A 26983-nucleotide genomic window follows, 5' to 3' on the forward strand; every position below is an offset into this window, starting at 1 on the left:
ACGACAGCTTCCGCTTTAAGGCCAGCTCAGCTGCATTGGCGACGAAAAAGAAGGAGACCACACACACATTGACCAAAGCATGACCCGAATTCCATAGTCAGCGATGGCTCACTTCTCGGTGAAAATCAACAGCCTTGCGACGCTTCTCGATTTCGGCGGCGGTGTCCACGTAGAATATGTCGCGGTGATCTTCGCTCAACTCGTCATGCAAGCTCTAGGTGCATGGCCGAGCAGATTTCGTTGCTTGATCTCAGATGTGGTCGCACGAATTCGGACCGGGGGCTAAGCTTTCGCGCCTGAGGAAGAATGACCCGAAATGCCAAAACGCAGACGCTATTCTGCAGAGTTCAGGGCGAAGGTGGCTCTTGAGGCCATCCGCGGGGAACTGACGACGGCCGGGTTGGCCAAGAAGTTGAACGGCGAACGCCACCGGTTCGGGAGAGCCGTTCAACGATATCCATCCGACGATGATCCGCGGCTGGAAACGCACCGCGATCGAGAACATGGCGGCGGCCTTCGGCGGCGCTTCATCCGCCGGGCCGCAGATCTCTGCGGGTGAGGTCGAGAAGCTGCATGCCAGGACCGGCCGGTTGGTCATCGAGCGGAATGCTTCGCAGCGCTTACGCGGCCCCACCGGGACCACGGTCGCTGCTTCGATGTCGGCAGCCTCCGGTCTCATGCGCGGCACTGGAGGCAAAAAGCGGTGAAGCAGGATCATCAGGGTCTCGGCGTCCGGCGGCAATGCCGCCTGTTGTCGCTGGCGCCTCCGGCCTTTACTATCGGCCGCGCGGAGAAAGCGCCGGGAACCCGGGCTTCATGGCAATCATCGACCGGCAATTCCTCGAGACGCCTAGGGTCATGGCTCGCGGCAAATGGCCCGGCACATGCCGCGCGAGGGCCATCGATGCGGGCGGCATCGCGTCCGGCGGCTGATGAAGCTGATGCGTGTTCGTCGGGAAAACAGTCCCCCGGACTGTTTTCTGAACCTCCTCACTGCCGATCTATCAGGAGCCGAAGACCGGCAAGAAGCATCCGGAGCACAAGGTTTATCCCTATCTGCTCAGGGACCTGGCCATCACCCGACCCGACCAGATCTGGTGTACCGATATCAGCGTCCGGCATCTCTCTCGGACGGATCGCGTTCGATGCCTCACTCCCCGTGCGCCGGGGTTTTCCCTATCTGGTCGCCGTCGGAGCCCTGAAGGAAGCGTTGGCCCGATACGGCACGCCCGGGATCTTCAACAGCGACCGGGGTTCGCAATTCACCGGGGCCGGGTTCACCGAAGTGCTGCTGGACGCCAAGGTGCAGATCTCCATGGACGGTCGTGGGCGCTGGATCGACAACCGGATGATCGAACGGCTGTGGCGATCGCTCAAATACGAATGGGTCTACCTGAACGCCTTCGAGGCCGGCTCGGAGGCCCGCAAGGGGATCGGTGCCCGGATCAGCGATTACAACGGAAAACGCCCGCACTCATCACACGGGTTGCTGACCCCGGCCGAGGCCTATGATACCTCCGACCAGAACCTGAAAGCCGCCGCCTGACATGAACCCCATGCTGAAGCTGAGCCGAGCGGCAAACCGGTCCAAATTCCCGGACCACCTCTGGCCGTGCAGCGCCGGATGGGCAGGACTTCACTCCAGAGCGCCACGAGGGCGGCTTCCAGGCCGGGCGCACCGTCGACGATCACGAATTCGGGCCGCGCCATCAGTTAGGTGACGAACTGGCTCTAGGCTGCGGTGCTTTCTCCGCCCATGTTCTTGATCGAAATCAGCGCCGCCTGCCTGTCACGACGGACGCCGACCGTGGCCAGAACCGAGATATTGGTGGCCTTCTTGTCCAGCCGGGTTTTGATGTCGGTGCCGTCAAGAATGAGCCGGTCAGCTGCCGATCCCGGTGGTCGTGACAATAACCCTTGGTCCGGTTTTCGCCGCGACCATAGCGGAGCCGACCGAAAAAATCGGTCAACTCCTCTTCGAACATGGCCTCGATGGTGGCTCGGACATTCACTCGCAGGCGTAACTCGATCGGATGATAATCCGTCGTCTCAAGCAGTAGCGAAGGCGAAAAGTTGTTCGTATTATACGTCCTGCATGATCTCCTTGCCGGTTGCAGCCGCCGGTAGGGTGGGTGTTGGTTCACCCGGAGATTACGCCGCCAGACAATTTCCACCAGTTCCGAGACACGACCCGGCGTACCCCTCAACGACGCTAAAGCTGATCCTCGCTGTACACCCGCGGGATCCCATCGTCGCGCGTAAACAATACGCAAGGCCCCGACGAGTTCCTCGGATCATAGGCAAAGCCGCGTTCGCTCATCGCATCGAAAATATCGCGCACCCCGGCCAAGCCGTAGAGATGGTCGTGCAGCTCAAGGAAAACGCGATCCACCCCGTTCAGCTTGGCATGCCCGAGCAGATGACGCTCGCCACCCTCGATATCCATTACCAGGACGTTGATCGCGTGCTCGTCAATGAAGCTGTCGATATTTTGCGAAGTGATCGAGATCCTGTCCTCGTACGGCCCCTGGCTTTCGATCATTGATGACATCCAGAAGTCGCTGCGGATGTAGAATTGATAGCTTTCTCGGGTTCCGGCAGTCAGAAGTCCATGGCTAAAGGTGGCATTCCTGACATCATTTGCGCAGGCGACCCGCTTTGCGAGTTCAATCGTATGAGGATTGGCGTCGAAGGACCAAATCGTGACGTCCGGGGTCAGCGCCATGATCGTCGTAATCACCCCGATGCCGGAACCCAACTCCAATACGCGATCACCGGACCGCAATAGACGACGAACCTGACGCGCTTCCTTGGCCTCGTAACTTCCGGACTTCAAAGCCTGCCAGATGACCGGCGACACATCGTTCTGGGTGATCGGAACGCGAATGCCGTGTAGCCTCAGGTTGGTGTCGAGTACTGCGTTCATGGGATCCTCAGGAATTTGCCCAGTTCTTTAATGTGCTGGCGTCGGGAGCCAGTTCGGCATCCGACCAATGCAAAAAATCCAGCTTCGATGCCTGCACCGGACGCGCGAATAGGAAGCCTTGACTGACCTGACAGCCGATCCGGCGGATACACTCGTGCTGCGCGTCGGTCTCGATCCCTTCGATGATCACCGTCTTGCCAAGATGATTGCCGACATCGATAACGAGCCGGACCAATGCCTCGGCCTCGGGGTTCAGCGCAATGTCGCGGACGAAAGACTTGTCGAGCTTGATCGTATCGAAGGGAATGTCGCGCAAGATAGCGAGCGACGAATAGCCCGTGCCAAAATCGTCCATCGCGATTGTCACGCCCAAAGCACGCAGATCGTTCAGTATCTTGAACACCCGTTTGCGATCATTAAGCAGAACCGTCTCGGTCATCTCGAGTTCGAGACGTTCGGGAGCAAGGCCAGTATCCTTGAGAATACCCATGACAATTTCAACGATGTTGGGCGCCTGCAACTGGATCGGCGACAGATTAACCGCAATCTTCAGGGGCTGCTTCCACTTCGCGGCCTCGGTACACGCCGTCAGCAGAATCTTGCGACCGAGTTCAACAATCAGCCCGATTTCTTCCGCGATAGGGATGAAGACACCGGGCGGAATCTGTCCGCGTGTCGGATGGTTCCAACGTACCAAGGCTTCGAGACCGCGCAGATTAAGCGTCACAACCTCGACTTGAGCCTGATAATAAAGCTCGAATTCGTCACGCTCCAACGCGAGATGCAGATCATTTTCAAGCGCTTTACGATCGTCGAACTCGGCCTGCATGTAGTCTTCGAACAGACAGATCCGTTCCTGAGCCGATGCCTTGGCACGATAAAGCCCGATATCGGCGCGCTTGAAGAGCATTTGCGCATCGGCACATTTCGGCTGTTCCGCATGAGCAATGCCGACCGAGCAGCCGATCTGGACCTCGCGATTGGAAAGCCGGTAAGGTGCTGCAATCTGGGCCGTAAGCTCGCGCGCGAAATCCTGGCTCTCGGATGGCGATTTTCCAAGCAGCAGGCAAGCGAATTCATCGCCGCCGAGACGGCAGAACATATGCGCCTCGGACCCGAATTTGAGCATACGCGCGCTGGCCTGATCCAGCAGCATGTCGCCCAGATCATGCCCCATCGTGTCGTTGATGTTCTTGAAATCATCCAGATCCAGCAACAGAAGGCAGACAGATGTTCCGACCTCCTGCGAGGCTTTCAACGAGGTCTCGAGTTCATTCCAGAACAGGATCCGGTTCGGCAGTTTCGTCAGTGAATCGTGATGCGCGACATATTCGAGACGACGGTTCTTATCCCGCAACTCCTTGCCAGCCACGCTGAGACTGTTGTTCAGCGTTTCGGCTTCCTTCTGCGCCTGCATGAGCAGCCGGTTTTGCCGGAAGAGCAAAAAGATCAGTACGACCCAGCAAAGAATGAGGAACGCCACCACAATACTGTAGATCCGGTGAAGCTGCTCCAAGGCTTGCAGGTTCTCTTCGATATCGGCCCAGCTTTGCTGCACGCTTTGCGACGAAATCGTCGTCAGCGGACCGTTGAGATCCCCCATCCGCTGCAGAATCGCGCGAACATGCGCGGCGTCCATCGTCGCAAGATTTTTATCGAGTTCCCCGATCACGGCAAGCAGTTCGGTGATGGCCGCCTTCCGGCTGGGAGATTCCTCGATGAATGTTTTCAGCGTCCCTTCCTTGAAGGACGTCAGGCGACTGATAATAATATCAAGACGCAGGCGGACGTTCTCGTACGTCTCGTCATCCATGGGATGTTCGCTCAGCGCAAGCCGGGCTTCCAGACGCATGAATTCCGAAACCGACTGGCTGATCGCCCAAGTGTCATTGTGATGCGCGACATGCCGCAACACCTTTTGCCGTTGCGAAACAGTCGTCGACATATAGGCGGTTGCTGCAATGAAAAGGCAGATCAGAACGCCCAGAATACGGGTCAATTGCGGAACCTACTTGATGATCAGCCGTGATACCTGCCACGCCGAGCGCGCATAGTAGGTCTGGGTTTGCAGCGTCGCAGAGCTGTCATAGGGATAGACAACAAAGATCGGGCCCTTGTCGCGGATCTCCATATTCGCACCGTTCATCTTCATCGCAAGGATGACGCCGGTATCCTGGGTATCGGACATCGGGATTTCGGTCTCGTAATCGTTCAGCGCGATGGCGTCGATGATCGTGCCCTTTGCGCCGACCAGATCAAGGACCGCCTTGAAGGGCACGCCTTCGAAGGTCGTTTTTTCATCGTACCACGGCGTGCTGGTCGTGATCGCGACCATTCCGATTTTTTCCAGCATCTCGCGGTCGAACTTGGCGGTATCGCCATCATTCGTGTTCGAAATGCTCCCCGAGATGGTCAAGATGACCTCACCGGTAGGGGCAGGAAGTGTTCCGGCAAAACTCATGCCTGCAACACACATTCCGACAAGGAGTGCAGCGAGGGAGCGTAGCGTCTTCATCGTGGCCATCTGAACCTGAGTTTGCGCGAAAATGCGTCCAAAGTTGCGTCATTTCATATGACACTCGCCTCGATTGAGTCTACGAGGTTTTTGCTCGATATGATTGCAGATTTTTAACGCCAGCAACGGTGTGCGCTTTTTAGGGCACATCGACCGCCAATGCCGCCACTTTCAAAGGCAGGATAACCCGCTTCCGGTGGCTCTGTCGATCACGGGCGACAGCGTCAAAAAATAAAATCATCCGCCGAAAGATCAATCGACTTTCCGATCTGGATCGAGAAATCAGCGACTCCGTCCCCGTTCGTATCACCGTAGACGAGGGTTGCGGACCCGGTGCGGACCCAGCGCAACTCACCAGCCTCTCCGCTAAACCCATCAGTCCCGATATAGGTGAACTGTTGATCGCCCACTGCGCGGACATCAGCATCGATCGCCGCAAGATGGATGCGATCATTCTGCGTCGAGCTGAAATCCACGATGTAATCACGTCCGCCATCCGCGTTGGTCGAATCGGCCGTCGAGTAGAAGACGAAGACATCCGCCCCTGCCCCACCGGTCATCCTGTCCGAACCCAGCCCGCCGATCAGCGTATCATTACCCGCTCCACCATCAAGGCGGTCATTTCCGGCCCCGCCGTCCAGACGGTCGTTTTCAGTCTCGCCGAACAGCACATCATTTCCAGCAGCACCAAGCAGCGTATCTGCGCCTGTACCGCCGCTGATCCAATCGTTGCCCGTCCCGCCGTTCATGACGTCATTGCCTGCTTCGCCATAAAGCGTGTCGTTGCCGTCGCCGCCGTCCAACCTGTCGTTTCCGATGCCGGCATAAAGCACATCATTGCCCACCCCGCCGAACAGACTGTCATTCCCGTCTTCGCCATACAGCGTGTCGTGACCCGCCTCGCCATAGGCACGGTCATTGCCGACACCGCTATACAGCGCGTCGTTGCCTGCCCCTCCGGCCAGAAAATCATCACCCGCACCGCCGTAAAGCTGGTCGTTGCCCAAATCGCCGCGCAATGTGTCATTGCCAAGATCGCCGTAAAGGCTGTCATAGCCGTCACCACCGAACAAACGGTCATTGCCGCTTTCACCCAGCAGAATGTCGGCACCTGCGCCTCCGACAAGCAGATCACTGCCTAGGCCGCCAAAGATCTTGTCATTGCCTCCGTAGCCATAGATCGTGTCATGGCCGTAATAACCGGCCAGCGTCTCGGTAAAGTTCGTGCCGTGGATCGTATCGTTCCCGACCAGCAGCGCACGGGAAAACGCCGCATTATTGTAAGACCTGAACGCATTGGCGAGATCGAGTGCCGACACCTGCAAGCCGACAACATCGAATGAAACAGCGCCGGCGGTAACAATCCGCATCGACGTGATCGTGCCTGTCTTCAAAGCAGCAAGACCCGAGCCGCCATAGCTCAGGTTCGTGCCGTAAATCTGCACATAATTCGCGGCATTGTCGTATAGCCTGAGCGAGGTCGAAGATTGAGTAACCCTGCCATAGTCAAGAATCGACCTCCAGGCGATTTGGGTCATGTCCAACGGACGACCGAAACTCGGTTTGAAGGTGACTTTGGCCATTCGGGGATTAAGACTCGCACGCTGAAGTTGCGCGCAAAATGGACGTATCGCGCTAGCCGTTCAAGTGCGCAGTCCGCCAAATTTTGCCGATCCAGCCGCATCGTGTTGCACCAGCCAAGCCATCGCATCGTCAATCGGCATCGGGGCGGCATAAAAGAACCCCTGAGCATAATCGCAATCCAGCGCGCGAAGCAGATCAAGCTGCGATCCGGTTTCGACCCCTTCCGCAATAATTTCAAGGCCAAGCCCCTTGCCCATGCGGATTGCATTGCTGATCGCGGCCTGTCCTGCTTCGGAGGTTGGCAGGTCCGCCAAGAAGGATCGGTCCAGCTTGAGCCGGTCAAAGCTGAACTGTTTGAGCGTTGCAATATTGCTATATCCAGATCCGAAATCGTCCATCGCGATCTTGATCCCAAGGTCATGCAAAGCCGCCATACCGGCGCAAACGACCTCTTCGTTTTCCAGAGCCATGCTTTCGGTAATCTCGAGCTCAAGAAGCTCGGGCGGCAAATCATGCTCCTTCAAGGTCCGCCCGACATGATCGACCAGTTCCGGATCATAGAATTGCGCTGGCGAGACATTCACGGCAACCGCAAGCTGCCCCCGGTTCTGGTGCGATGCGATATCCTCGACGGCCTTCGAGATGACCCAGCGACCGATTTCCAGAATAAGGTCGGTTTCCTCGGCTACAGGGATAAAGCAATCTGGGGCAACATCACCAAGAACCGGATGCTGCCAGCGCGCCAGAGCCTCGAACCCGATGATGTGTTCGTCTGACAGGCGGATCTGCGGCTGATAATGCAAATCCAGCAGCCCGTTCTGGGTCGCGATTCCCAGATCCCGCTTCATTCGTGACCGTGCGCCAGTTCCACGCCCGACACCTGCGCCCGCATGGTCGCCGGTCACGGAACAAAGGACCGCCAGCACCTTGCCATCTTCGGCCCGAACAGGAGAGCAAGCCACGTCGTAGGCTCGCTCGGGTTTGCCCAGATGCCACTGCATAATGAAGTTTTGCCCGTCATGGATTGCCTCCAGATCCGGTTCGATCTGGCCGCGCGCGGAAGGTGCCAGGTCGGAAAGACGCGCTCCAAACAGGCGGGGATGCAATTCGCCCAGTAGCTCCGAAAAAGCCGGATTGTAGACCAGAACGCGGTCTAGTCCCCATAGGATGCAAGCGGGTTTCGGCAGGCTCGCCATCGTTTGCACGGCGACCCGCATCCCATCGCCCCATTCCCCCACCGGACCCAATCCGATATCGTCCCAACCCTGAATGCCGGGCACGGCAAGGTTGCGAAACATCTCCTCCCCACTGAACTCATCCAAGCTTGGCGCCCTTTCGATTTCTTCACCGCAACTAAGCTGCAAATCATTGTTATATTATTTATAGATAAGCGCTGAGACATTTCAGCGCAGCGCTCAGGTCGGGACCCGTTTTCGGGCAGCTTTTGTTTCGTAAAGCAAGGAATCCGCCCTCTCGAGCAGGACCTGCTGGTTCCAGTCCGCGGCACTGGCCATCGAAATTCCGATGCTGATACCGACGGTCGCCCGAAGGTCGTTCTTGCCGATGTCGATCGGCCCAGCCACCGTCTCGGCCAGTCGCCGGGCCATTTGCTGGGCGATGCTGGGGTTTTCGCAAAGCATGAGCACCGCGAATTCGTCGCCCGCCCAACGCGCCACGATGTCTTCATCACGCACACAATTGCTGAGCCGGACCGCGATCTCTTTCAGCACGACATCGCCCGCCGCGTGACCATGCAGGTCATTGACCTGCTTGAACCGGTCGAGATCGCCGAACAGCAGCGCCAGATCGGTGTTTCGGTCACGCGCGCCATGCAACAGCGCCTGCAAGCGCTTATTGAATCCCGCACGGTTCAAAAGACCGGTCAGAGGATCGGTCTCTGCCCGTCCGATCAGGGCAAGTTGACGGGCATAGGCGTCCGATGCGTCATGGAAAACGATGACGCCGCCAAAAGCTTTGCCTGCCGTATCACGCACCATCGAGGCCGAGCGCGTCACCGCAAACCTCCCGCCGGAACGGGTCCTCAGCATGGCTTGCGAAGCGGCATCGGACGCTTTCGAAGGCTCGTCGAACAAGGCGTCATTCAGCGGGGTGCCACCGGCCGTGACCAGAGGGAACACCTCGTCGAGCACCTTTCCAATGGCTTCGGCCACATCCCAGCCCGTCATGCGTTGGGCCGAAGGGTTCATCCACGCGACCCGCCCCGCATTATCCGTTGCGATCACGCCATCCGCGACGGAATCGAAGGTCGCTTGCAGAATCTGGCGTTGGCGATGCACCTCTGTCAGGGCCGAGACCAGACGCTGCTTGTGCTGATAAAGCTCAAGGAAGATCGCTACTTTGGACAGAAGGATACGTTCGTTGATCGGCTTCCCGACATAGTCGATCGCACCCGACATATAGCCCTTGAGCTGGCTGAATTCGTCCGTATTCGAGGCAGTCAGGAACACGATAGGCGTTTCCGCCGAGACGGGATTGTCGCGCAGGAAAGTCGCCACCTCGAAACCGTCCATGTCGGGCATCTGGACGTCAAGCAGGATCAGCGCGAATTGATGATCCAGCGCCAGCGACAATGCCTCATTACCGGAATCGACGGCCATGATCTCGGCGTCTATCCCGCGCAGAAGTTTGCGCATGGCGATCAGATTGGCATGAATATCGTCCACGATCAGGATTTTGGGACGCGCGATCTGTTCCGCCAATTCGCTGCCAAAACTCGTGATCATGTACTTCCGCTCCTGTCGCGATGCGCAATGCCTGCATCATAAAGACCCCCGATCTGTGCGCGGGCCTTCGTGACAGGCCGGTAAACCAGATTGCATCCTTGCTCGCGAACAAAGGTCGCCCCGGTGCCAACGGGTTTTTCGCGACTGCCAAGGCAAAGATACCCGCCCCGGATCAGGGAGTCCGAGAACAGGCCCAAGGCTCGGTTCTGCAAGGCGCGGTCGAAATAGATCAGCACATTGCGACAAAAGATCAGATTTGCTTCGCAGAACACGCCATCGGTCGCCAGATTATGTTCGATGAAGGTGATGTTGCTGATCATCGCAGGATCAATCCGCGCGGTGTCGCCCGATTTCGAAAAATACGAGGTCAGGTTCTGCGCACCTCCGCTTTGCCGATACCGCTTTTCGGCATCCTCGACCTGATCCGCCGGTACATGTCCCCTGGCAGCCATGCGCAACATTTCGCCCGAAATGTCGCTGGCAAAGATGCGGCTTCGGGCATACAGGCCCGCCTCGTGCAGCAGGATCGCCAGCGAGTAGACCTCTTGACCGCTGGAGCAACCTGCGTGCCAGATCGTCAGCGTCGAAAAACTCGTGAGCATCGGAAAGACGTAGCGCTTGACCTCTGCGAAGGTTTCGGGCTCGCGGAACAGATCGGTCACCGGAACGGTGATCTGGTCGACGACAAAGCGGATCCGGTCGGGATGGCGCAATGTCCATTCCGTCAGATCGGGAATGCTGTCCAGTTGCAGCTTCGCGCACAGATTATGCAGCCTGTTGGCCAAGGCACCATGCCTATAGCCGCGAAAATCATAGCCGTGCCGCTCGAATACGGCGTCGGCGAAGGCCGAGACCTCAGCGTCCATTGCCAACCTGCTCGCTGATCATCGCAAGCAGGCGAGGCACATCGACGGGTTTGGTCAGATAGTCGCTTGCTCCGGCGGCGATGCATTTGTCACGGTCTTCCTTCATGGCTTTGGCAGTCAGCGCAATGATCGGCAGCGTTGCCCAAGGGCCGTCACGCTTGCGGATTTCGGCCATAGCCTCGTACCCGTCCATATTCGGCATCATCATATCCATCAGGACAATCTGGACGTCCGGATTCGCGTCAAGCTCGGCCAGTGCCTTAATACCGTCCTGAGCCAGAAGCACCTCTATACCCTTGGCGCGCAAGACCTTTGCCAACGCATAGATATTGCGCATGTCATCATCGACCAGCAGCAATTTCAGCGCCATGGTTTCCGGCGCCGGCTTTGGCGCAACCACTACGGACCGTTGCGGTTCTTGCAGGAACTGCTCGACCTCCTCTAGCAGCCGTTTATGTGAATGTTCGCCTTTCAGGATGATACTGTCGGTATGCTCGCGCAGGCGCAGTACTTCTTCGGGCAGCAAATCACGGGCGGAATAGATCACGACCGGAAGATTCTTGCCGTTCCGTGACAGCAAGTCCAACATCTCGAAACCCGACACATCCGGCAGGCCGATATCAAGGATAAGGCAATCGAATTCGTGACGTTCGGTCAGATCCAGCGCGATTTCCCCGGTCATGGCCGAAGTCACGTCGATCCCGGCGCGCGACAATAGCTGCGAGATGGCCATCTGCGTGCCGGCGTCATCCTCGATCACCAGAACGGCATGAGCCTTGTCCGGCTTGATCCGGATCGGGTCGCGTAGCACCTGCCGACCGGCGTCGGCCCGCGCCAGCATAGGCATGACGGGTTCTTCGGTTTTCGCATGCCCCGATGATGTCAGAGGCACCATGCCAGACCCCATGGGAATGATCAGCCGGAAGCTTGCCCCCTGCCCCTCGACGCTTTCGACCGTCAACTCGCCATCCAGCAGCGTCGCGAGTTGGCTCGAAATCGCAAGCCCCAACCCTGTGCCGCCATATTGCCGCCGCGTACTGGCGTCGACCTGCTCGAACGGCAGGAAAATCGTATCCAGCTTGTCGGCAGGAATACCGATACCGGTATCGGTCACGACCACAGACAGCGCATCAAGTTCGGCAAGCCCCGAGATCGCCACCCGAACCGAACCGCGCGGCGTGAATTTTAGTGCATTGCCGATCAGGTTGATCGCAATCTGCTCGAGTTTACCGATGTCGGTGAAGATCGTTGCAGGCATCGAGGCATCGCGCTGCAACTCGAAGCGCACATCTTTCTGTTCTGCAACGGGTCGGAAAGTCCGTTCGAGCATCTGGCAGAAGGTCGACAGGGACATGACCTCGCGGTTCGTATCCAGCTTGCCCGCCTCGATCTTGGACAGATCAAGGATGTCATTGATCAGGCGCAACAGGCTGACGCCACTGGCGTGGATTACAGTCGCGGCCTCGACTTGCTCGGCGTCCAGATTACCCTCGGCGTTCTCGGCCATGTCCTGCGCAAGGATCAGCATACTGTTCAACGGCGTGCGCAATTCATGCGACATATTCGCAAGGAAACGGGACTTATATTGGTTCGTCCGTTCCAACTCATCGTTGGTGGCTTGCAGCTCGTCCTGCTGGGCGCGCAGTTCTTCTTCGGCGGCCTGCAATTCCTGCGTCTGGCTTTGGCTTTGCTCCAGCAGTTCGCGCGTGCGCAAGATGCGACGCAGGTTCTCGAGCGGCAGCGCCACGACCGAGGGCGCTTCGTCGACAATGCGGTGACGGATGATGTCGAATGCCTCGAAGGTCGCGAATTCCAGAACCCCGATCAGGCGGTCCTGCACGATCACAGGTACCAGCAACACCAGTTCGGGCTTTGCTTCGTCCGTGCCGGAAACGACCTTGAGATAGCTATCGGGAACCGAGGAAACAAAGAGGGTTTTGCGCTCTAGCCCGCATTGGCCGACCAGCCCCTCGCCCAATGCAAAGCCGGTGGGAACATTTTCATGCGCGCTATAACCATAGCTGGCAAAAAGTTTCAGCCTTTCGCTGCGCTCGTCGAAGGCAAAGAAAACGCCAACGCTGGCCCCAAGTTGCGGCGCAAGCGTTTGCAGAGCCGCATCAGCAAAATCCTTCAGGGTCTTTTGCTTTTGCACGTTCAGCGAAAGCTCGGTCAGCGATTTCTTAACCTGAAGATCCTCATCCCTTGCCACCGCGATATTCCGGAAAATCAGCAAGGCGCGGCTCATCGCGCCGATCTCGTCACGCCGGTGCTGGAACGGAACCTTGACCGAACGGTCGTCATTGGCAAGGCGCTCCATCGTATTGGCCAACCGTCCCAGAGGCACACCCATCCGGTAGAACAGTATCACGTAAGCAAGGATTGCAGCCGAGATCACCACAATCGCCGCAAGCGCTGTCGCCCAACGCAGCCATTCGAGTGCGCCATCGCGCTGACCGCGCGCGTCGGTCAGAAGCCGCAGGATCAGCCCCTCCAATCGCGCGAATGCCTCGGTTGGCCATAAATCGGGACGCTCGGATTCATTGGTCGCAAGATAGCTTGTCAACGCCGCCGCCCGCTCATCCCCGGTCGCATTCTCTTGAAACTGCGCCAGCAATGGGCGGGCCTTGAGATTCAGCCACGATGTGCTGGCAACCTGAATGGCAATGGCATCCGACAAGGCCTGTGGGTCAAGAACCGGTAGCCGCAACAGCGTTTCGAGCGCGGTAACGGTCTCGCGGTTCTCGGATTCGAAATGCGCGCGCGAGGCTTCCGTCCCCAAAGCCAGACTTTCGGCCAATGACAATTCTCGTGCCAGCATCGCGCGTTCGACCGCTTCGATCGCCGTAAGGCCTGCCGTCAGGTCGCGGACGCGGTTCTGGGCGTCAGACAACCGCTGCATCCCGACATAGCCCAGCGAACTGACCGTGGCGACCACCAGCAAAAAGCTGAGCATGACAAGCCCAAGCTGCAAACCAAGCGAGAAGTTGACCGAGCGGGTATTCACATAAATCTCCGAAGCAAATGCTTGGGCAAGGCAGGCGGCCTCAATCAGGCCGTGTCACGCCTTGGCGTATAACGACCTTAAGCATAGTGAAACAACATTCACGCACGGTCTGCAAAAGGCCAATGATACTGACCCGAAGTCATGCGGCTTGGATGCAACCCCTGCCGAATTCCGAACGTCGCGACCTGAACGATCCTCGAACCGGAAAATGACAGTCGCCTAGCGGTTGCAACCAATATTAATTCATCCGACAATCGCTGCGCGAGGGCATCACCTTTGCCACAATTCTTGTGCGTTTTGCAGGAAACGGATGTGACGCATTTTCAACTCGGCTAGGTTCGCGCTTAAGTATTAGTAGGGGTAAATATGACCGCAGGACGAGATCGCAGGCAGCACGTGATGCCAAGCGCCGGACGCGCACTTGCGATTGCACGACGCATTGGTTCCACCATCACGTTCGGTATTGTTGTTGCAGCACTTTCCGGCTGCGTCATGGATTCGGAAAATCTGGTCCTGACCCAATCGCAACTCGAGGAGCGCACCCCGTTCGTTCCGGTTTCGGTCGGTCAGGCTTGGGTCAATGCACCGGGAATGCGGGGCGTGCTGGAGCGCAACCTGCGAGTCGGAGCCGAACAGAGAATCAGTCTGGTCAACACGACCACTGTTCAGGGCGACAACGTGATGATGCTCAGGACGCGCAATGGCGGCATGAGCAGCTATGGTCGGCTCCGGTTCGAAGACATCGTGTCGAGGTTCGGCGGGCTGCCATATCCGTTCACCAACCTGACCTCGGGCGATCTGCAGGTCGGGGATGACGGCTCGGGTTCGTATTTCTGGGCCTCGCAGACCTTGGGCGGTAGCGTCAGTTGCGTTCTTGGCCTAAGGCGGGTCGATCGAGGAATGCGGCAACTGCCGGGCGATGCAGGGGTGATGGATATCGTCCTGCGCAACTGCGTCAACGGATCAGCACAGGACGCGCTTGAGCCGCTGTTCAGCAACAGCATCGGCGTCGCTCCGATTGCAAGTGGCAGCAATGGCGAAAGCCGGATGCTTTCCCCGCTGGCCGCACCCACTGCCGGACTGGTCGCCATTACTCCTGCGTCGGGACCAAGCCAATGAGAAGTCACAAGTTTTTCAGCTTCATCCTGACGACCTTGTGGATCGTCACCTTGATCCCCGTGATTGTGTTGAGCGCAATTCCGGTTTCAAACGCCGCGCAAGCCATGCTTGGCCTTGCGGCTGTCGCACTTGTGGTCCTGCTCAAACCGTTTTCGTCCAACACGATCGCACGGACCGCGCTGGTCGCCGTCTCCAGCATCGTGGTTCTGCGCTACTGGTTCTGGCGCGTCACCGCGACCCTGCCCGAACCGGGACTGAACGCCTCGTTCATCTTCGCGATCCTGCTTTTGCTGGTCGAAACCTATTCGATCCTCGTCTTCTTCCTTGGCGGCTTCATCACTGCCGACCCCTTGGACCGAGGACTTCCTCCCAAGGTCGAACTCGAGGACTTACCCACCGTCGACATCCTTGTTCCGTCCTATAACGAACCGATCGAGATGCTCAGCATCACGCTGTCGGCGGCCAAGAACATGGTCTATCCGGCTTCACGGCGGCGGGTGGTGCTGTGCGATGACGGCGGCACCGACCAACGCTGCAATTCTCCGGACCCCGAGCTTGCCGCCCGCGCCCGCGCCCGCCGCGCCGAGTTGCAGGCGCTTTGCGCCGAGCTGGGTATCATCTATTCGACCCGCGCCCGCAACGAACACGCCAAGGCCGGAAACATGAGCGCGGCACTTGAGCGGCTCGACGGTGATCTGGTGGTCGTATTCGACGCCGACCATGTGCCGTCCCGCGATTTTCTGGCCCGCACCGTCGGCTATTTCGCGCAAGACCCAAAGCTGTTTCTGGTCCAGACCCCGCACCACTTCATCAATCCCGATCCGATCCAGCGCAACCTTGGCCTGAAGTCTCCGCCCGAAAACGAAATGTTCTACGGCATGATCCACCGAGGTCTGGATCGCTGGGGCGGCGCGTTCTTCTGCGGCTCGGCTGCGGTCCTGCGGCGCAAGGCGCTGGACAGCGTCGGCGGCTTTGCCGGCGAGACCATTACCGAGGATGCGGAAACGGCGCTTGAAATCCATGCCCGCGGCTGGCGCAGTCTGTATCTGGACCGCGCGATGATCGCGGGGCTGCAACCGGAGACCTTCGTTTCCTTTATCCAGCAGCGTGGCCGCTGGGCCTCGGGCATGGTCCAGATGTTGATGCTGAAAAACCCGCTGTTCCGCCCCGGCCTCAAGCCGCTGCAGCGGCTGTGCTACATCAACTCGATGTCGTTCTGGTTTTTCCCGCTGGTCCGGCTGGTCTATATCCTTGCGCCCCTGACCTATCTGTTCTTTGGTGTCGAGATCGTCGTGACCACCTTCCAAGAGGCAATGGCCTATGTGCTTAGCTACATGGCCGTGGTCCTGCTGGTTCAGAACGCGATATTTGCCCGCTACCGATGGCCGTTGATCTCGGAAATCTACGAGGTCGCCCAGGCCCCTTATCTGGCCAGTTCGATCTTCCGCACCATTTTCCGGCCACGCGGCGCCAAATTCAACGTGACAGCCAAGGACGAAACACTCGCCGAGGATTACACCTCTCCGATTTTCGGCCCGCTGCTTGGGCTGTTCGGACTGACCGTGGCCGGAGTGGTCGCGTTGCTTGCGCGTTGGATCGCCTTCCCCGGTGACCGCAGCGTGTTGTCGGTCGTCGGCGTCTGGGCGGTCATCAACCTGCTTCTCGTCTCTCTGTCGCTTCGCTCGGTATCGGAGAAACAACAGCGCCGGGCCTCGCCACGCGTCACCATCAACGCGCCTGCCGTCGCCTCTTGGGCGGGTTCCGGCTCGGTGCCCCTGAAAGCGACGATCATCGACGTCTCGACCAGCGGGGCCCAGATCCGCGTCGATCAGGCGAACCGCGCCGAAAGCACCCGTCCGATCCGTCAGGGCGACGAGATCAGCTTCCGCCCGCTTTTCTCGGATGCGCCCCATCTTGAGCAGGACGTCCATGCCACCGTGCTGAGCGTTCTGAACTCGGCCAAGCAGGGCACGACATTCGGCGTGCGCTTTATTGCTGACCAGCCGCTACGCGTGCGCGAAACCGTCGCCCAGATGATCTTCGGCAGCAGCGAGGTCTGGCGCATGCAGCGCGAGGCGACACGCGGTCGCAAGGGCCTGATTGCCGGTCTGTTCTATATCATCTGGCTTATGATTACCTCGATCCCGAAAACCTTCCGCGATTTCATGCGCGAACCGGCGCGGCGGCGGCGGAATGCGCTGGTCTCGACCCAAAGCGAGAAGCCCGCGCATCTCATGGCCTTCGGCACGGATTTCGACACCGCCGAGCACCGCGCGCAGGCCATGCCTGCGCCGATCGAAAACTTCGCGCAACTGGAAGTCCAACGATGATCTCTCGCCGCAATCAGCTTGGGCTTGGCGGAATCGCGCTGGGGCTTGGCCTTCTGGCCAGCACGGCACTGTCGCAAGAGGCACCCGTCATCCAGATCCTGCCGCCCGAAACCACCCAGCCCGAAGCCGCGCCCGAACCGGAACCCGTATTGGGTACGACAATCGATGCCGCTCCGGCGGTTCGGGACAGTTCGGAAAATGCCGCTCCGGCGGTGGCGAAAACCCGGATGCTTGCCCTGCGCCCGCTGACCAAGCTGCCCGAGACCGTCCGGATGGGCGCCAGCCTGCCCGCGTCGGGCGTCCTGCGCATGACCGGCGAAGTCGCCAATATCGACCTTGGCCTGCAACTTCCGCAGGACATCGCAGTGCCGACCGAACTGGTGCTCGCGACCCGCTCTGCCATCAACGTCCTGCCCGACACCGCTGTTCTGCAAGTGTCGGTGAATGGCGGCAATCCGGTCGATCTTGAGCTGGACCATTTCGACGGGTTCGGAATGCTGCGCTTTGCGACACCGGACCTTGTGCCCGGCGCGAACCGGATCTCGCTATCGCTGCGCCAGCCACACCGGATCTTCTGCGGCCCCGAAGCCAGTTTCGGCGTCTGGACCGAATTCGACCTCGCCCAAAGCGGTGTCCAGATCCCGACGACGGCCCTGATCCCCAATGCCGAGAATTTCTCGCTGGCGGTCGGAAACCAGATCAGCACGGGGCGCCCTTTGCGCATCCTGACCGATACCAATACCGATATCGAAGTGCTGCGCCGGGTCACCGACTCTCTTGGGGCCGCGATGGGCGGACAAGGCCAGATCAATATCCAGTCCTTCTATTCGGTCGCGCCCAAGCAAAGCGCAGCCGTGGCGCTGATTGCCTCGGATCGCAGCCAGATCAGCTATCGTCAGGACGCCAGCGGTGCGATCACGATGCAGATCGAATACGCCAATGGCGAGGCTCCGGATCTGACCAACGCGATGCCTTCGGTCACATTGCCAGCGGCACTGCCACCGCTTCTACAACCAGGTGAAAGCCACAGTCTGGCCGATCTGGGCGTCGGAGATATCATCGGCAACACGCGCTATTATCGCAACGACGTCCAGTTCCGCCTGCCGAACGACTGGTTGCTGCTTGCCAACCAGAAAGCGCGGCTGGATCTGCAATACGGCTTCGCAGACGACCTACCCAAGGGCGCAACGCTGCTGGTCAAGGTCAACGACCAGACCATCCGCCTGCTGCCGCTGGACCGCGACGGCGGCAAGATCCTTGAACCGCTGGCCGTCAATTTCGGGGCAAGACTGCTGCATCCGGGTTCGAACACGCTGAGCTTCGAAATGATGGTGCCGGGTAATCCCGCCGACACTGCCTGCGTGCCCCATCCCACCGATATGCTGGTCGTCACCAAAGAGACCACGCTTGAGGTGCCGCGTTCTCCGGCGATGCAGCTTCGCGGTATCTCGACGCCGCTGTCGAACCTGACTTCGGGCGGCATCAATGTCAGTCCCGACGCGATCGAGCATCGCAAGCTGGAAATCGGAGCCGCGCAATTTGCGGCAAGCCTGCTGCCTAGTGAAAACCAGGACGCGGGGGTGACGCTGACCTTGGTCGATTTTGCCAGCGTTCCGAAATCCTCGGCCCATCTGCCGACGCGGGCACTTCAGGACGCGCTTTTGCCGCGCGCGGTCAGTGCAGGCACCTCGACCGCACCGCAGGCACCAAGTTATCGGCTGAGCACCACCACGGACGCTCCGGCCACAAGCGCCGAACCGCCAACGGACCAGTCGATCTCGGGCTGGTTCCTGCATCAGCGGGAAAAGCTGGAACGGGCGGCTTTCCTGAACTCACGCGACAGCTTCGCCGATTGGCTGGCCGGACGTCATGGCGATGCGGTCCTGATGCCGATTGACCCGACACAGCCCAATGCGCTTTGGCTCATTCTGGGCCCCGAGGCGCAGCTTGACGGCATCAACCGCGCGCTGACCGATCTGCGCGCGACCCGCTTTGGCGAGGGCGGCGCTGCGCTCTTGTCGAATGACGGGACATGGCAGATCTGGTCCTCGGTGCAATTGCCAAAGGTGGACGATCTGGTCACACCGCTCAACATGTTGCCAGTCCTTGGCAACTATGCCTCTTGGTCGCCGTTCCTGTTCACGGTTGTTCTGCTGACGCTGGGATTGATCTCGATCGTTCCGGCGCTGCTGATTGTCATTCTGTTCCGAAAACGGAGACTGCGCTGATGCTTCGCCGAGATTTCCTGTCATTCATGGCCGCATCCGTCGCTTTATCCGCCACACCCCTACAGGCTCGGGCGCAGACCACACCCGACCTGTTCCTGCCGGAGCATCCCTTGCAGCAATCGTGGCAACTGTGGAAAAAACTGTGCCTGTCGGCTGACGGTCGGGTCATCGACGGATTCCAGAACTCGGCCAGCCATTCCGAGGGGCAAGGATACGGCCTGACGCTGGCCGCGATCTTTGACGACCGTGCCGCCATCGACCTGATCATCGGTTGGAGCGACAACAATCTGGCCGTCCGTGACGATGCGCTGATGGCGTGGCGCTGGCAGCCGGATTCCGATCCCCCGATTCAGGACCGCAACAATGCCACCGATGGCGACCTGTTCTACGCATGGGGACTTGCCATGGCCGGCGCACGTCAGGAACGACCCGACCTGACCGATCGCGCGCGCCAGATCTGCAACGATATCGTGCGCCTTTGCTCGGTCCCCCATCCCGATGGCAGCGGCAAGATCATGATGTTGCCCGCCGCAATGGGCTTCCGCACTGCCGAGCAACTGGTCATAAACCCGTCCTATTACATGCCGCTTGCCATGCGCGAGTTGGCCCGGATGACCGGCGTCGCCCAGTTGGACAGCATGGCCGATACGGGGGTCGAGCTGATCAACGGTCTCGCAAAGGACGGGCTGGTTCCGGACTGGATCGCGCTAACCGCAAAGGGCGTCGAAGCGCCGCCAGCAAATTTTTCACAGAACTCGGGCTATGAAGCGATACGTGTTCCGCTGATTGCCATGTGGTCGGGTGACGGTCGCTCGCCCGCCGTCGCAAATTTCGCTCTGGCGACACTCGACTCGGCCAAGACGGACAGTACGCCGGTCGTGTTTGACCCCAGAACACGCGAGGTTCGTGATCGCAGTAGCCATGCAGGCTATGCTGCCGTTGCTGCCCTTTGCGCTTGCGCCGCATCGAAAGGCGTCGGCTCGGCCATGCCGCGCTTTACGACCGAACAGCCATATTATCCCGCGACGTTGCATATGATGGCACTCGTCGCCCAAGCCACCCAGTTTCCGAAATGCGTGCCGATATGATCAGATCCGCCTTTCTTGCCGCCGCGATCCTTGCCGCGCTTCCTGCCTATGCTCAGGAAAGTCCGCCGCCGGACGAGCTTCTGGCCCTGAACATCTATGTCCAAGGCGGCGACACCGCCGCTGTCGAAGCCGAGCTGCGTCGCTTGCGGCTGAAATACCCGCAATGGACGCCGCCCGCCGATCTCAGCCGCCTGTCCAGCAGCGCGCCGCGCACCGAAATCGACACGTTCTACAAGCAGATCGCGGCCGGTCAAGTCGATCAGGCGCGCGATACCCTGGCAGCGATGCGCCAGGACTATCCGAACTGGACGCCCCCCGCAGATATGACGACGCAGCTCGAAACGGCTGCCGGTCAACGCGCCCTCGATAGCGCACTGGAAAGCGACAATGTGGATCTTGCGCGCTCGGTCGCGGCGCGAAATCCGGGTCTGTTGCGCTGTGACCGGATCAACAACGCATGGCGGATCGCGGATGGCCAGAAGGCCGCAGGCAACAAGGCCGAGGCTCTGGCAACCTACCGCGCAATCATCGGCGCATGCGTGAATCCCTCGGATCTCGGCTCGACGATTGAAAAGGCCGATCCAGTCAGCAGCGAAGCAGAATTGCGCGCGATGGTGGCGCAAGCAAGCAGCCGCTTTCCGGCCGAAGCCCCACGCTTTGAAGCCCTATTGCAGCGCCTGATGGCCGGACGTGGCGCGGCGAACTCGGTCCGCACTCCGGCACCGGCCACAACCACGCAATCCGCGCGCACCCAACCCGCTGCCCCAGTTGCGCAGGCCGCGCCCGAAGCACCTGTGCAACCGAAAGCCCAGGCCCGTCGGGCCGAAGCGGCCGCAAACGCGCAGCCGCGCACGGCGCCCCGTGCGGGCAGGTCGGAAAGCCCCGCCCAATGTGTGGCCCGCACCGCGAATGCGCGCAACGCCGCTACTGTGCTCGAGCGGGCATGGTGCGTCTATAATCTCGAGCGCACGATGGAAGCGATGGCAGATTTCCGGACCGCCTTGTCCGGCCGCCTGACCGCACAGCAGCAACGCGAGGCGCAATATGGTCTGGCATTGTCCTATCTGAAGGCCGGCATGACCGAGCAGGCATCGCGGATCGCCGCCGTCACCGACTTCACCCGCCAGCAACGCGTCGATATCGAGCGGCAAATTCTGGACCAGCGCGGCGTCAAAGCCTATCGCGAGCGCCGCTTCCGCGATTCGATCCGCTATCTGGACGCGCTTGAGCAGTTGACCGGCAATCTCCGCCGCGATCTGGCGATCCTGCGCGCCTATGCCTATTTGAACGCGAACCAGCGACCCAAGGCCTATGCCGAATTCCGCCGCCTCAACAACGAGCTTTCGACAAACGACACCCGTCGCGGTCTGGCGGCAAGTTCCGCCGAATAGTTGAAGACCTGCCGGGCGGCGACCGCCCGGCAGGCATCCGTCGCCGTCAGGCGCGACGCTTCATGCCAAGAAGTTGGTACAGGACCAGTGCGGCCAGCGTCGACGTCCCGATACCACCCAAGGCAAAACCTCCCAGATTCACGGTAAAGTCGCCCGCGCCGAAGATCAGCGCGACACCCACGGTGAACAGGTTGCGCGGGTCCGAGAAATCAACCTTGTTGTCGACCCAGATCCGCGCCATTGCCGATGCGATCAAACCAAAGACCGACACCGCAAGCCCCGCCAGCACCGGAGCCGGAATGGTTTGCAGGATCGCGCCGAATTTCGGCGACAGGCCCAGCAGAATGGCGATGACAGCCGCCATCGGGAAGATCAGCGTCGAGTAGACCTTGGTCATCGCCATGACGCCGATATTCTCGGCATAGGTGGTGACGCCCGTGCCGCCGCCCGCACCCGCAACCATCGTCGCCAACCCGTCGGCTAGGAAGCCGCGACCGATATAGCGGTCCATGTTCTGGCCGGTGATCGAACCCAATGCTTTGATATGGCCAAGGTTTTCAGCCACCAGAACAATCGCGACCGGAGCGATCAGGCCAACCGCCCCCCATTCGAACTTCGGCGCGGTAAAGTTCGGCACCCCGAACCACGAGGCTGCGGCGACGGCGCTGAAATCAATGCCCTGAACCAGACCTGCACCGTTTCCGAACACCAGAACCAGCGCATAGCCGAACAGCAGCGCGATCAGCACGGCGATGCGGCGCGTGGCCTTCCCGCCATAGACTGAAACGGCTGCCATGCACAGAACCGTCGCAAGCGCGATGCCCAGATGGGAAAAGGTGCCGGCAAGCTGTTTCACCGCGACTGGCGCAAGGTTCAGACCGATGGCCATGCCGATCGCGCCGGTGACGGCGGGCGGCATCAGCTTTTCGACCCAACCCGCGCCGACAGCCATGACCACGACGCCGATCAGCGCATAAAGCGCACCGGCCGCGATGATGCCGCCAAGGGCGACGGCGATATTCGGGTTCGGTCCTCCGCCAGCGAAGCCGGTCGCGGCCATGATCACCGCGATGAACGCGAAGGACGAGCCAAGATAGCTCGGCACGCGGCCGCCGGTCAGGACGAAGAACAGCAGCGTCCCGATGCCCGAAAAGAAGATCGCGACATTGGGATCGAAGCCCATGATCAGGGGTGCCAATATGGTCGAGCCCGACATCGCCAGCAAATGCTGCAGGCTCATCGGCAGGGCTGCGGCTATCGGCAGCCTTTCATCGGGCAAGACAGTGGCGCCAGTGGCTGGGCGCCAATGAGGGAAATAGCTCATCACGTCTCTCGGGTAGATTGATCTGATCTGCTCATGCGCGGATGCAGCGAGGAATGCCAGCGAAAGCGGCATCTCGAGGCGTTGATGCGACCAATTTTCCACAACGTCGCATCGGCAACGACCCGCCGATCAGAAAATCCGATGCAACCGGACGGCCCTTTCGCGGGATATATGATGAGCCCCGCTTGGTGAGGAGACACAACAATGAGGCTGATTTCATCGCTCGCAATCGCCGCAATCGCGACATCGGCATTCGTTGCCACTCCGGCTGCGGCCGATCCCGGTCGAGGGCATCACAAGCACAAATCCGGTCACAAGCAGGATCGGCACGAGCCATACCGCTCATATGGCTATATCGCGGATTGCCCGCCCGGATTGGCCAAGAAGCACCCGCGTTGCGTGCCTCCGGGTCAGGCCCGCAAACATGCCAGCCATTACGGCAATCGCGTCGGGGACGTGCTGCGCGTCGGCGATTACGTCATCATCCGCGATCCGCGCCGCTATGATCTGCAAGACCGGCGCGGATGGGATTACTATCGCGACGACAATCGCATCTACCGCGTCGATTCCGGCACACAAAAGGTTCTGGCGGTGATGAACCTTATTCAGGCCTTCTCGAACTAGAACGACGCTGTCGCGCCCCAGCTTTCCAGAACGGTGACAAAGGCAGTCAGCCATGTGTTGGTCTGATGGCCGTCCAGAACCCGATGATCTATCGTCAACGAAACATAGGCCATGGGCCGGATCTGGATCGTATCCACTCCGCCCACCTCGCGCACCACGACGCGTTTCTCAAGCTTGCCAACGCCCAGAATGGCCGATTGCGGCTGATTGATGATTACCGGCGCGGCCAGTAGCGATCCCGAAACGCCATGGTTTGAAATGGTAAACGTTCCGCCACGCATGTCTTCGACCGACAGCTTTCCCTCGCGCGCACGCTGGGTCAGGTCTTGCAAGGATCTCACCACTCCACGCAAGGACATGTCTTGCACCTTGCGGATGACGGGAACGACCAGCCCCTTGTCACCAAGCGCCGTGCCGATGCCGATATTCACGTCGTGAAAAATCTCGAGCCGGTCGTCATGCCACCGGCTATTGACCTGCGGCACGGTTTGCATGGCCATGGCCGCAGCGATCACCAGATAGGGCGTATAGGACAGCGCCATCCCCTCGGCCGCGAATGCCGCTTTGTGCTGGGCGCGATGCGCCATGATGGCACTGAAATCTGCTTCGAACACCGCTGTCACCTGCGGCGCTTCCGATACCGATTTCAGCATGTTCCGCGCAATCGCAAGCCGCATCTGGTCATGTGGGACGGAATGGCTGGGCATATCGGCCCGCGCGACCTTCGCAGGTTGTCGCGCCCCTTCCGCAACGGCACGGTCCACATCCGCGCGGGTCAACCGCCCGTCGCGCCCCGTCCCTGTGATCCGGGCCGGATCAAGCCCGCTTTCCGCTAATGCCTTGCGCACCGCCGGAGAGTGCCAGTCCGACATGTCCTTTGCCTTTGCGGGGGGCGCGACTTCTCCCACCTCGATCCGGCCCAGAACCATGCCCGGCTTTGCCTGCGCACCTGTCCCGATCATGATCTCGACCAACCGGCCCGAGACCGGAGCCGGGACCTCGACCGCAACCTTGTCGGTCTCGAGCTCGACCAAGGGATCGTTGGCCTCGACGTGATCACCGATGGCGCGAAGCCAGCTTGCCACCACGGCTTCGGTACCCTCTTGTTCAAGCGGAACCAGAACATCGGTCATCTCAGAACCCCATCAGATCGTCTAGTTTTGACCGGATCGCCGCGACCGAGGGCACGGCCCATTCCAGAAGCACCGGATTATGCGGACTGGGAATATCGGGCATCGTCAGCCTCTCGACCGGAGCATCCAGCGCCGTGAAGGCATCCTTGGCGACCATTGCAGCGATCTCGGCCCCGAAACCGGCGGTTTGCAGGTCCTCATGCACGATCAGGCAGCGATGCGTCTTCCGGACCGAGGCCAGAACCGCCTCGCGGTCCCAAGGCGACAGCGTGCGCAGATCAATGACATCGACCGACAGACCAAGCGCGGCTTCGGCGCAGCGATCGACCATCCCGCCCCATGTGACGATGGTGGCGTCCTGCCCTTCGGCAACCAGTCGCGCCTTGCCAAAGGGCAACGCGAAATCGTCTCCGGGCCATGGCCTGCGCGCCCATGAATGGTCCAGCATGGCGCGATGTTCCAGAAAGATCACCGGATCATTGCCGCGTAGCGCGGTCCGCAGCAGTCCCACTGCATCTTCGGCATTCGAAGGAGAGGCCACCATCCATCCGGGGCTATGAAGGAACGCCACTTCATTTGTCTGGCTGTGCCACGGATCGCCACATTTGAAAAAGCCGACCGGCATCCGCACCACCATCGGCGCGGCGAAACGGTTGTTCGTCCGCCACCGCATCGACCCGCAATCGTTCAACTGTTCGGTCGCCGGTTCGGCATATTTCCGGAATTGGATCTCGGGAACCGGCAGCAAGCCGGCCAAAGCCATACCGACAGCGCGACCGATAATTCCTTCTTCGGACAACGAGGTGTCGAAAACCCGCGACGTGCCGAACTTGTCCTGCAATCCCAGCGTGACGGCATGAACCCCGCCTTTCTGCCCGATATCCTCGCCGAATACGACCATGCGCGGGTTCGAGGTCAGTTCTTGCTCCAGCACGCGCCGGATCGCGGTGACCATGTTGATGCGCTGACCCTCGGGGCGGGCGGTATCCACAATCGCCGGAGGCGACCAGTCGGCTCGACCGCCGACCTGCTGCATCTCGCCATCGAAAAAGACATGCTGCATGACCGACGACGGGACAGGCAACGGGCGGGCCTCGGCCGCGATCAGTGCGGCTTCGGCCGTTTCCGAGGCGGTCCGCAATTCAGCCTCCCAATCCTGCGCACTGATCCGCGTCGGAACCAGATAGGATTTCAGCCGCCGCCAAGGATCACGCGCCCATTCAGCATCCACCACCTTGTCGGATTTATAGGTCTGGGTGTCCTGAAAACTATGCCCCTGCAAGCGCGGAACAGTCAGACGCAGCAGGACCGGAGCGCGGTCCTCGCGCACAATCGCCACGGCTTCGGCAATCAACGTGGCGGCTTCGGCGGGATCGGTCCCGTCGCCGGAAAGGATCGTCAGCCCCTGCCAAGAGGCCAGATTTTCAGCGATATTTCCCCCCGGTGTCTGAAAGGTCGAAGGCACCGAGATGCCAAAGCCGTTATCCTCGATATAGAACAACATCGGCAATTTCTGCGTCGTGGCGATGGTCAGCGCCGACCAGAACCCGTTCGATGCGACCGAACCGTCGCCCCCCAGCACAACCGAGATCGACCGCGCGTGATCCTCCGAGCCCAGAACCTTGGCGTGGTATTCCAGCGCCTGCGCCCATCCGGCGGTCGGCGTGTATTGCGCCCCGACCCCGCCGCTCATTGGCAGGGCCGACGCACCGTCGGGGTTGGGGTGATTGAACACGACACCGATATCGCGCCCGCCCGAATACCCCCCCGCCCGACCCATGGCCGAACCCAGCGCGTCATCAGCCCCGATCCCCAGCGCCAGCAATAGCGGGCGCGAGCGATAATAGCCGCAGACTGCATCATGCCGAGCGGTCAGTTGCAAGCCCAGCAACACCTGCGCCATGTCGTGCCCGCGGGCCGAAAACTGATACAGCACCTTCTTTTCGGGCACGAGGCGGGTTTCCTCCATCTCGTCCAGCGCGCGGCTCAGCGCCATGTGGCGCAGGACCATTCTCCAATCCACGGCGATATCCGGTGCATTGCGCAACGTCGAAACAGCGGCTGCTCGGACCATGATCTTTCCTCCCGTTCCCTCGAGAGAAATTTT

Annotated in this window: 17 protein-coding genes and 2 pseudogenes; 7 read left to right on the forward strand and 12 right to left on the reverse strand. The window is 60.0% G+C overall.

All coding sequences use genetic code 11. From position 1 onward, the window contains the following. Positions 1 to 316 precede the first annotated feature (316 nt). Positions 317 to 1546 (forward strand): annotated as a pseudogene (locus GL286_RS15860) (integrase core domain-containing protein). Positions 1547 to 1611: 65 nt separating this feature from the next. Here GL286_RS15860 and GL286_RS15865 read toward each other — a convergent pair. From GL286_RS15865 to GL286_RS15905, 9 genes and pseudogenes are all read right to left on the reverse strand, one after another. Then, positions 1612 to 2117 (reverse strand): annotated as a pseudogene (locus tag GL286_RS15865) (transposase); the annotation flags it as partial. 95 nt (positions 2118 to 2212) lie between these two features. Further along, on the reverse strand, positions 2213 to 2926 hold the full coding sequence (locus tag GL286_RS15870) for an FkbM family methyltransferase (protein WP_155096560.1): 714 nt from the start codon (positions 2924 to 2926) through the stop codon (positions 2213 to 2215). Positions 2927 to 2933: 7 nt separating this feature from the next. Next, positions 2934 to 4925, reverse strand: coding sequence for a putative bifunctional diguanylate cyclase/phosphodiesterase (locus GL286_RS15875; RefSeq protein WP_155096561.1), 1992 nt, complete (start codon positions 4923 to 4925; stop codon positions 2934 to 2936). A gap of 9 nt (positions 4926 to 4934) precedes the next feature. Next, positions 4935 to 5441, reverse strand: coding sequence for a putative pterin-binding protein (locus tag GL286_RS15880; RefSeq protein WP_155096562.1), 507 nt, complete (start codon positions 5439 to 5441; stop codon positions 4935 to 4937). Positions 5442 to 5665: 224 nt separating this feature from the next. Next, a complete protein-coding gene (locus GL286_RS15885; protein WP_155096563.1) occupies positions 5666 to 7024 on the reverse strand; it encodes a calcium-binding protein in 1359 nt (452 codons plus the stop codon). 60 nt (positions 7025 to 7084) lie between these two features. Then, positions 7085 to 8323 carry an EAL domain-containing protein gene (locus GL286_RS15890; RefSeq protein ID WP_155096564.1) on the reverse strand — a complete coding sequence of 413 codons (1239 nt, stop codon included), beginning with the start codon at positions 8321 to 8323 and terminating at the stop codon, positions 7085 to 7087. Between the two features lie 117 nt (positions 8324 to 8440). Then, complete coding sequence (locus GL286_RS15895; RefSeq protein WP_155096565.1) at positions 8441 to 9769, reverse strand: diguanylate cyclase domain-containing protein; 1329 nt, start codon at positions 9767 to 9769, stop codon at positions 8441 to 8443. Then, positions 9766 to 10635 carry a CheR family methyltransferase gene (locus GL286_RS15900; protein WP_155096566.1) on the reverse strand — a complete coding sequence of 290 codons (870 nt, stop codon included), beginning with the start codon at positions 10633 to 10635 and terminating at the stop codon, positions 9766 to 9768. Before GL286_RS15900 ends, GL286_RS15895 begins: the two co-directional genes overlap by 4 nt. Next, on the reverse strand, positions 10625 to 13639 hold the full coding sequence (locus tag GL286_RS15905) for a response regulator (RefSeq protein ID WP_155096567.1): 3015 nt from the start codon (positions 13637 to 13639) through the stop codon (positions 10625 to 10627). The genes GL286_RS15900 and GL286_RS15905 overlap by 11 nt, the downstream gene beginning before the upstream one ends. Positions 13640 to 14038: 399 nt before the next feature. On the opposite strand from GL286_RS15905, the gene GL286_RS15910 reads away from it, so the two are divergent. The 5 genes from GL286_RS15910 to GL286_RS15930 are packed head-to-tail and all read left to right on the forward strand — an operon-like array spanning position 14039 to position 21795. Further along, positions 14039 to 14758, forward strand: a complete 720-nt coding sequence (locus GL286_RS15910) for a hypothetical protein (protein WP_155096568.1) — start codon at positions 14039 to 14041, stop codon at positions 14756 to 14758. Next, complete coding sequence (gene bcsA, locus GL286_RS15915; protein ID WP_155096569.1) at positions 14755 to 17088, forward strand: UDP-forming cellulose synthase catalytic subunit; 2334 nt, start codon at positions 14755 to 14757, stop codon at positions 17086 to 17088. The genes GL286_RS15910 and bcsA overlap by 4 nt, the downstream gene beginning before the upstream one ends. Then, positions 17085 to 19316: a cellulose biosynthesis cyclic di-GMP-binding regulatory protein BcsB gene (locus GL286_RS15920; RefSeq protein WP_155096570.1), complete on the forward strand. Its 2232-nt coding sequence runs from the start codon at positions 17085 to 17087 to the stop codon at positions 19314 to 19316. The genes bcsA and GL286_RS15920 overlap by 4 nt, the downstream gene beginning before the upstream one ends. Next, entirely contained in the window at positions 19316 to 20404 is a 1089-nt protein-coding gene (locus GL286_RS15925) for a family 8 glycosyl hydrolase (RefSeq protein ID WP_246184987.1), read from the forward strand. Before GL286_RS15920 ends, GL286_RS15925 begins: the two co-directional genes overlap by 1 nt. Beyond that, positions 20401 to 21795, forward strand: a complete 1395-nt coding sequence (locus GL286_RS15930) for a hypothetical protein (RefSeq protein ID WP_155096571.1) — start codon at positions 20401 to 20403, stop codon at positions 21793 to 21795. Before GL286_RS15925 ends, GL286_RS15930 begins: the two co-directional genes overlap by 4 nt. A 46-nt stretch (positions 21796 to 21841) precedes the next feature. Here GL286_RS15930 and GL286_RS15935 read toward each other — a convergent pair whose 3' ends face one another. After that, the gene (locus GL286_RS15935) at positions 21842 to 23119 is read right to left on the reverse strand and encodes a solute carrier family 23 protein (protein WP_155096572.1); all 1278 of its coding nucleotides are present in this window, start codon (positions 23117 to 23119) and stop codon (positions 21842 to 21844) included. Between the two features lie 204 nt (positions 23120 to 23323). Between GL286_RS15935 and GL286_RS15940 the strand changes: the two genes are divergently transcribed. Further along, positions 23324 to 23743, forward strand: a complete 420-nt coding sequence (locus tag GL286_RS15940) for a hypothetical protein (protein ID WP_155096573.1) — start codon at positions 23324 to 23326, stop codon at positions 23741 to 23743. On the opposite strand, the gene GL286_RS15945 is transcribed toward GL286_RS15940, so the two are convergent. Next, positions 23740 to 24876: a dihydrolipoamide acetyltransferase family protein gene (locus GL286_RS15945; protein ID WP_155096574.1), complete on the reverse strand. Its 1137-nt coding sequence runs from the start codon at positions 24874 to 24876 to the stop codon at positions 23740 to 23742. The genes GL286_RS15940 and GL286_RS15945 overlap by 4 nt on opposite strands. A 1-nt stretch (position 24877) precedes the next feature. Next, a complete protein-coding gene (locus tag GL286_RS15950; RefSeq protein ID WP_155096575.1) occupies positions 24878 to 26950 on the reverse strand; it encodes an alpha-ketoacid dehydrogenase subunit alpha/beta in 2073 nt (690 codons plus the stop codon). Positions 26951 to 26983: the final 33 nt, after the last annotated feature.

It is taken from the genome of Paracoccus aestuariivivens, assembly GCF_009711225.1.
Classification (GTDB): domain Bacteria; phylum Pseudomonadota; class Alphaproteobacteria; order Rhodobacterales; family Rhodobacteraceae; genus Paracoccus; species Paracoccus aestuariivivens.

What these genes read in the sequence shown, in the direction of transcription:
- GL286_RS15880 (WP_155096562.1), bottom strand. Translation starts at nt 5,441, where the DNA reads ATGAAGACGCTACGCTCCCTCGCTGCACTCCTTGTCGGAATGTGTGTT.
- GL286_RS15890 (WP_155096564.1), bottom strand. Translation starts at nt 8,323, where the DNA reads ATGTTTCGCAACCTTGCCGTGCCCGGCATTCAGGGTTGGGACGATATC.
- GL286_RS15945 (WP_155096574.1), bottom strand. Translation starts at nt 24,876, where the DNA reads ATGACCGATGTTCTGGTTCCGCTTGAACAAGAGGGTACCGAAGCCGTG.
- GL286_RS15940 (WP_155096573.1), top strand. Translation starts at nt 23,324, where the DNA reads ATGAGGCTGATTTCATCGCTCGCAATCGCCGCAATCGCGACATCGGCA.
- GL286_RS15900 (WP_155096566.1), bottom strand. Translation starts at nt 10,635, where the DNA reads ATGGACGCTGAGGTCTCGGCCTTCGCCGACGCCGTATTCGAGCGGCAC.
- GL286_RS15930 (WP_155096571.1), top strand. Translation starts at nt 20,401, where the DNA reads ATGATCAGATCCGCCTTTCTTGCCGCCGCGATCCTTGCCGCGCTTCCT.
- bcsA (WP_155096569.1), top strand. Translation starts at nt 14,755, where the DNA reads ATGAGAAGTCACAAGTTTTTCAGCTTCATCCTGACGACCTTGTGGATC.
- GL286_RS15935 (WP_155096572.1), bottom strand. Translation starts at nt 23,119, where the DNA reads ATGAGCTATTTCCCTCATTGGCGCCCAGCCACTGGCGCCACTGTCTTG.
- GL286_RS15895 (WP_155096565.1), bottom strand. Translation starts at nt 9,769, where the DNA reads ATGATCACGAGTTTTGGCAGCGAATTGGCGGAACAGATCGCGCGTCCC.
- GL286_RS15925 (WP_246184987.1), top strand. Translation starts at nt 19,316, where the DNA reads ATGCTTCGCCGAGATTTCCTGTCATTCATGGCCGCATCCGTCGCTTTA.
- GL286_RS15950 (WP_155096575.1), bottom strand. Translation starts at nt 26,950, where the DNA reads ATGGTCCGAGCAGCCGCTGTTTCGACGTTGCGCAATGCACCGGATATC.
- GL286_RS15870 (WP_155096560.1), bottom strand. Translation starts at nt 2,926, where the DNA reads ATGAACGCAGTACTCGACACCAACCTGAGGCTACACGGCATTCGCGTT.
- GL286_RS15910 (WP_155096568.1), top strand. Translation starts at nt 14,039, where the DNA reads ATGCCAAGCGCCGGACGCGCACTTGCGATTGCACGACGCATTGGTTCC.
- GL286_RS15885 (WP_155096563.1), bottom strand. Translation starts at nt 7,024, where the DNA reads ATGGCCAAAGTCACCTTCAAACCGAGTTTCGGTCGTCCGTTGGACATG.
- GL286_RS15920 (WP_155096570.1), top strand. Translation starts at nt 17,085, where the DNA reads ATGATCTCTCGCCGCAATCAGCTTGGGCTTGGCGGAATCGCGCTGGGG.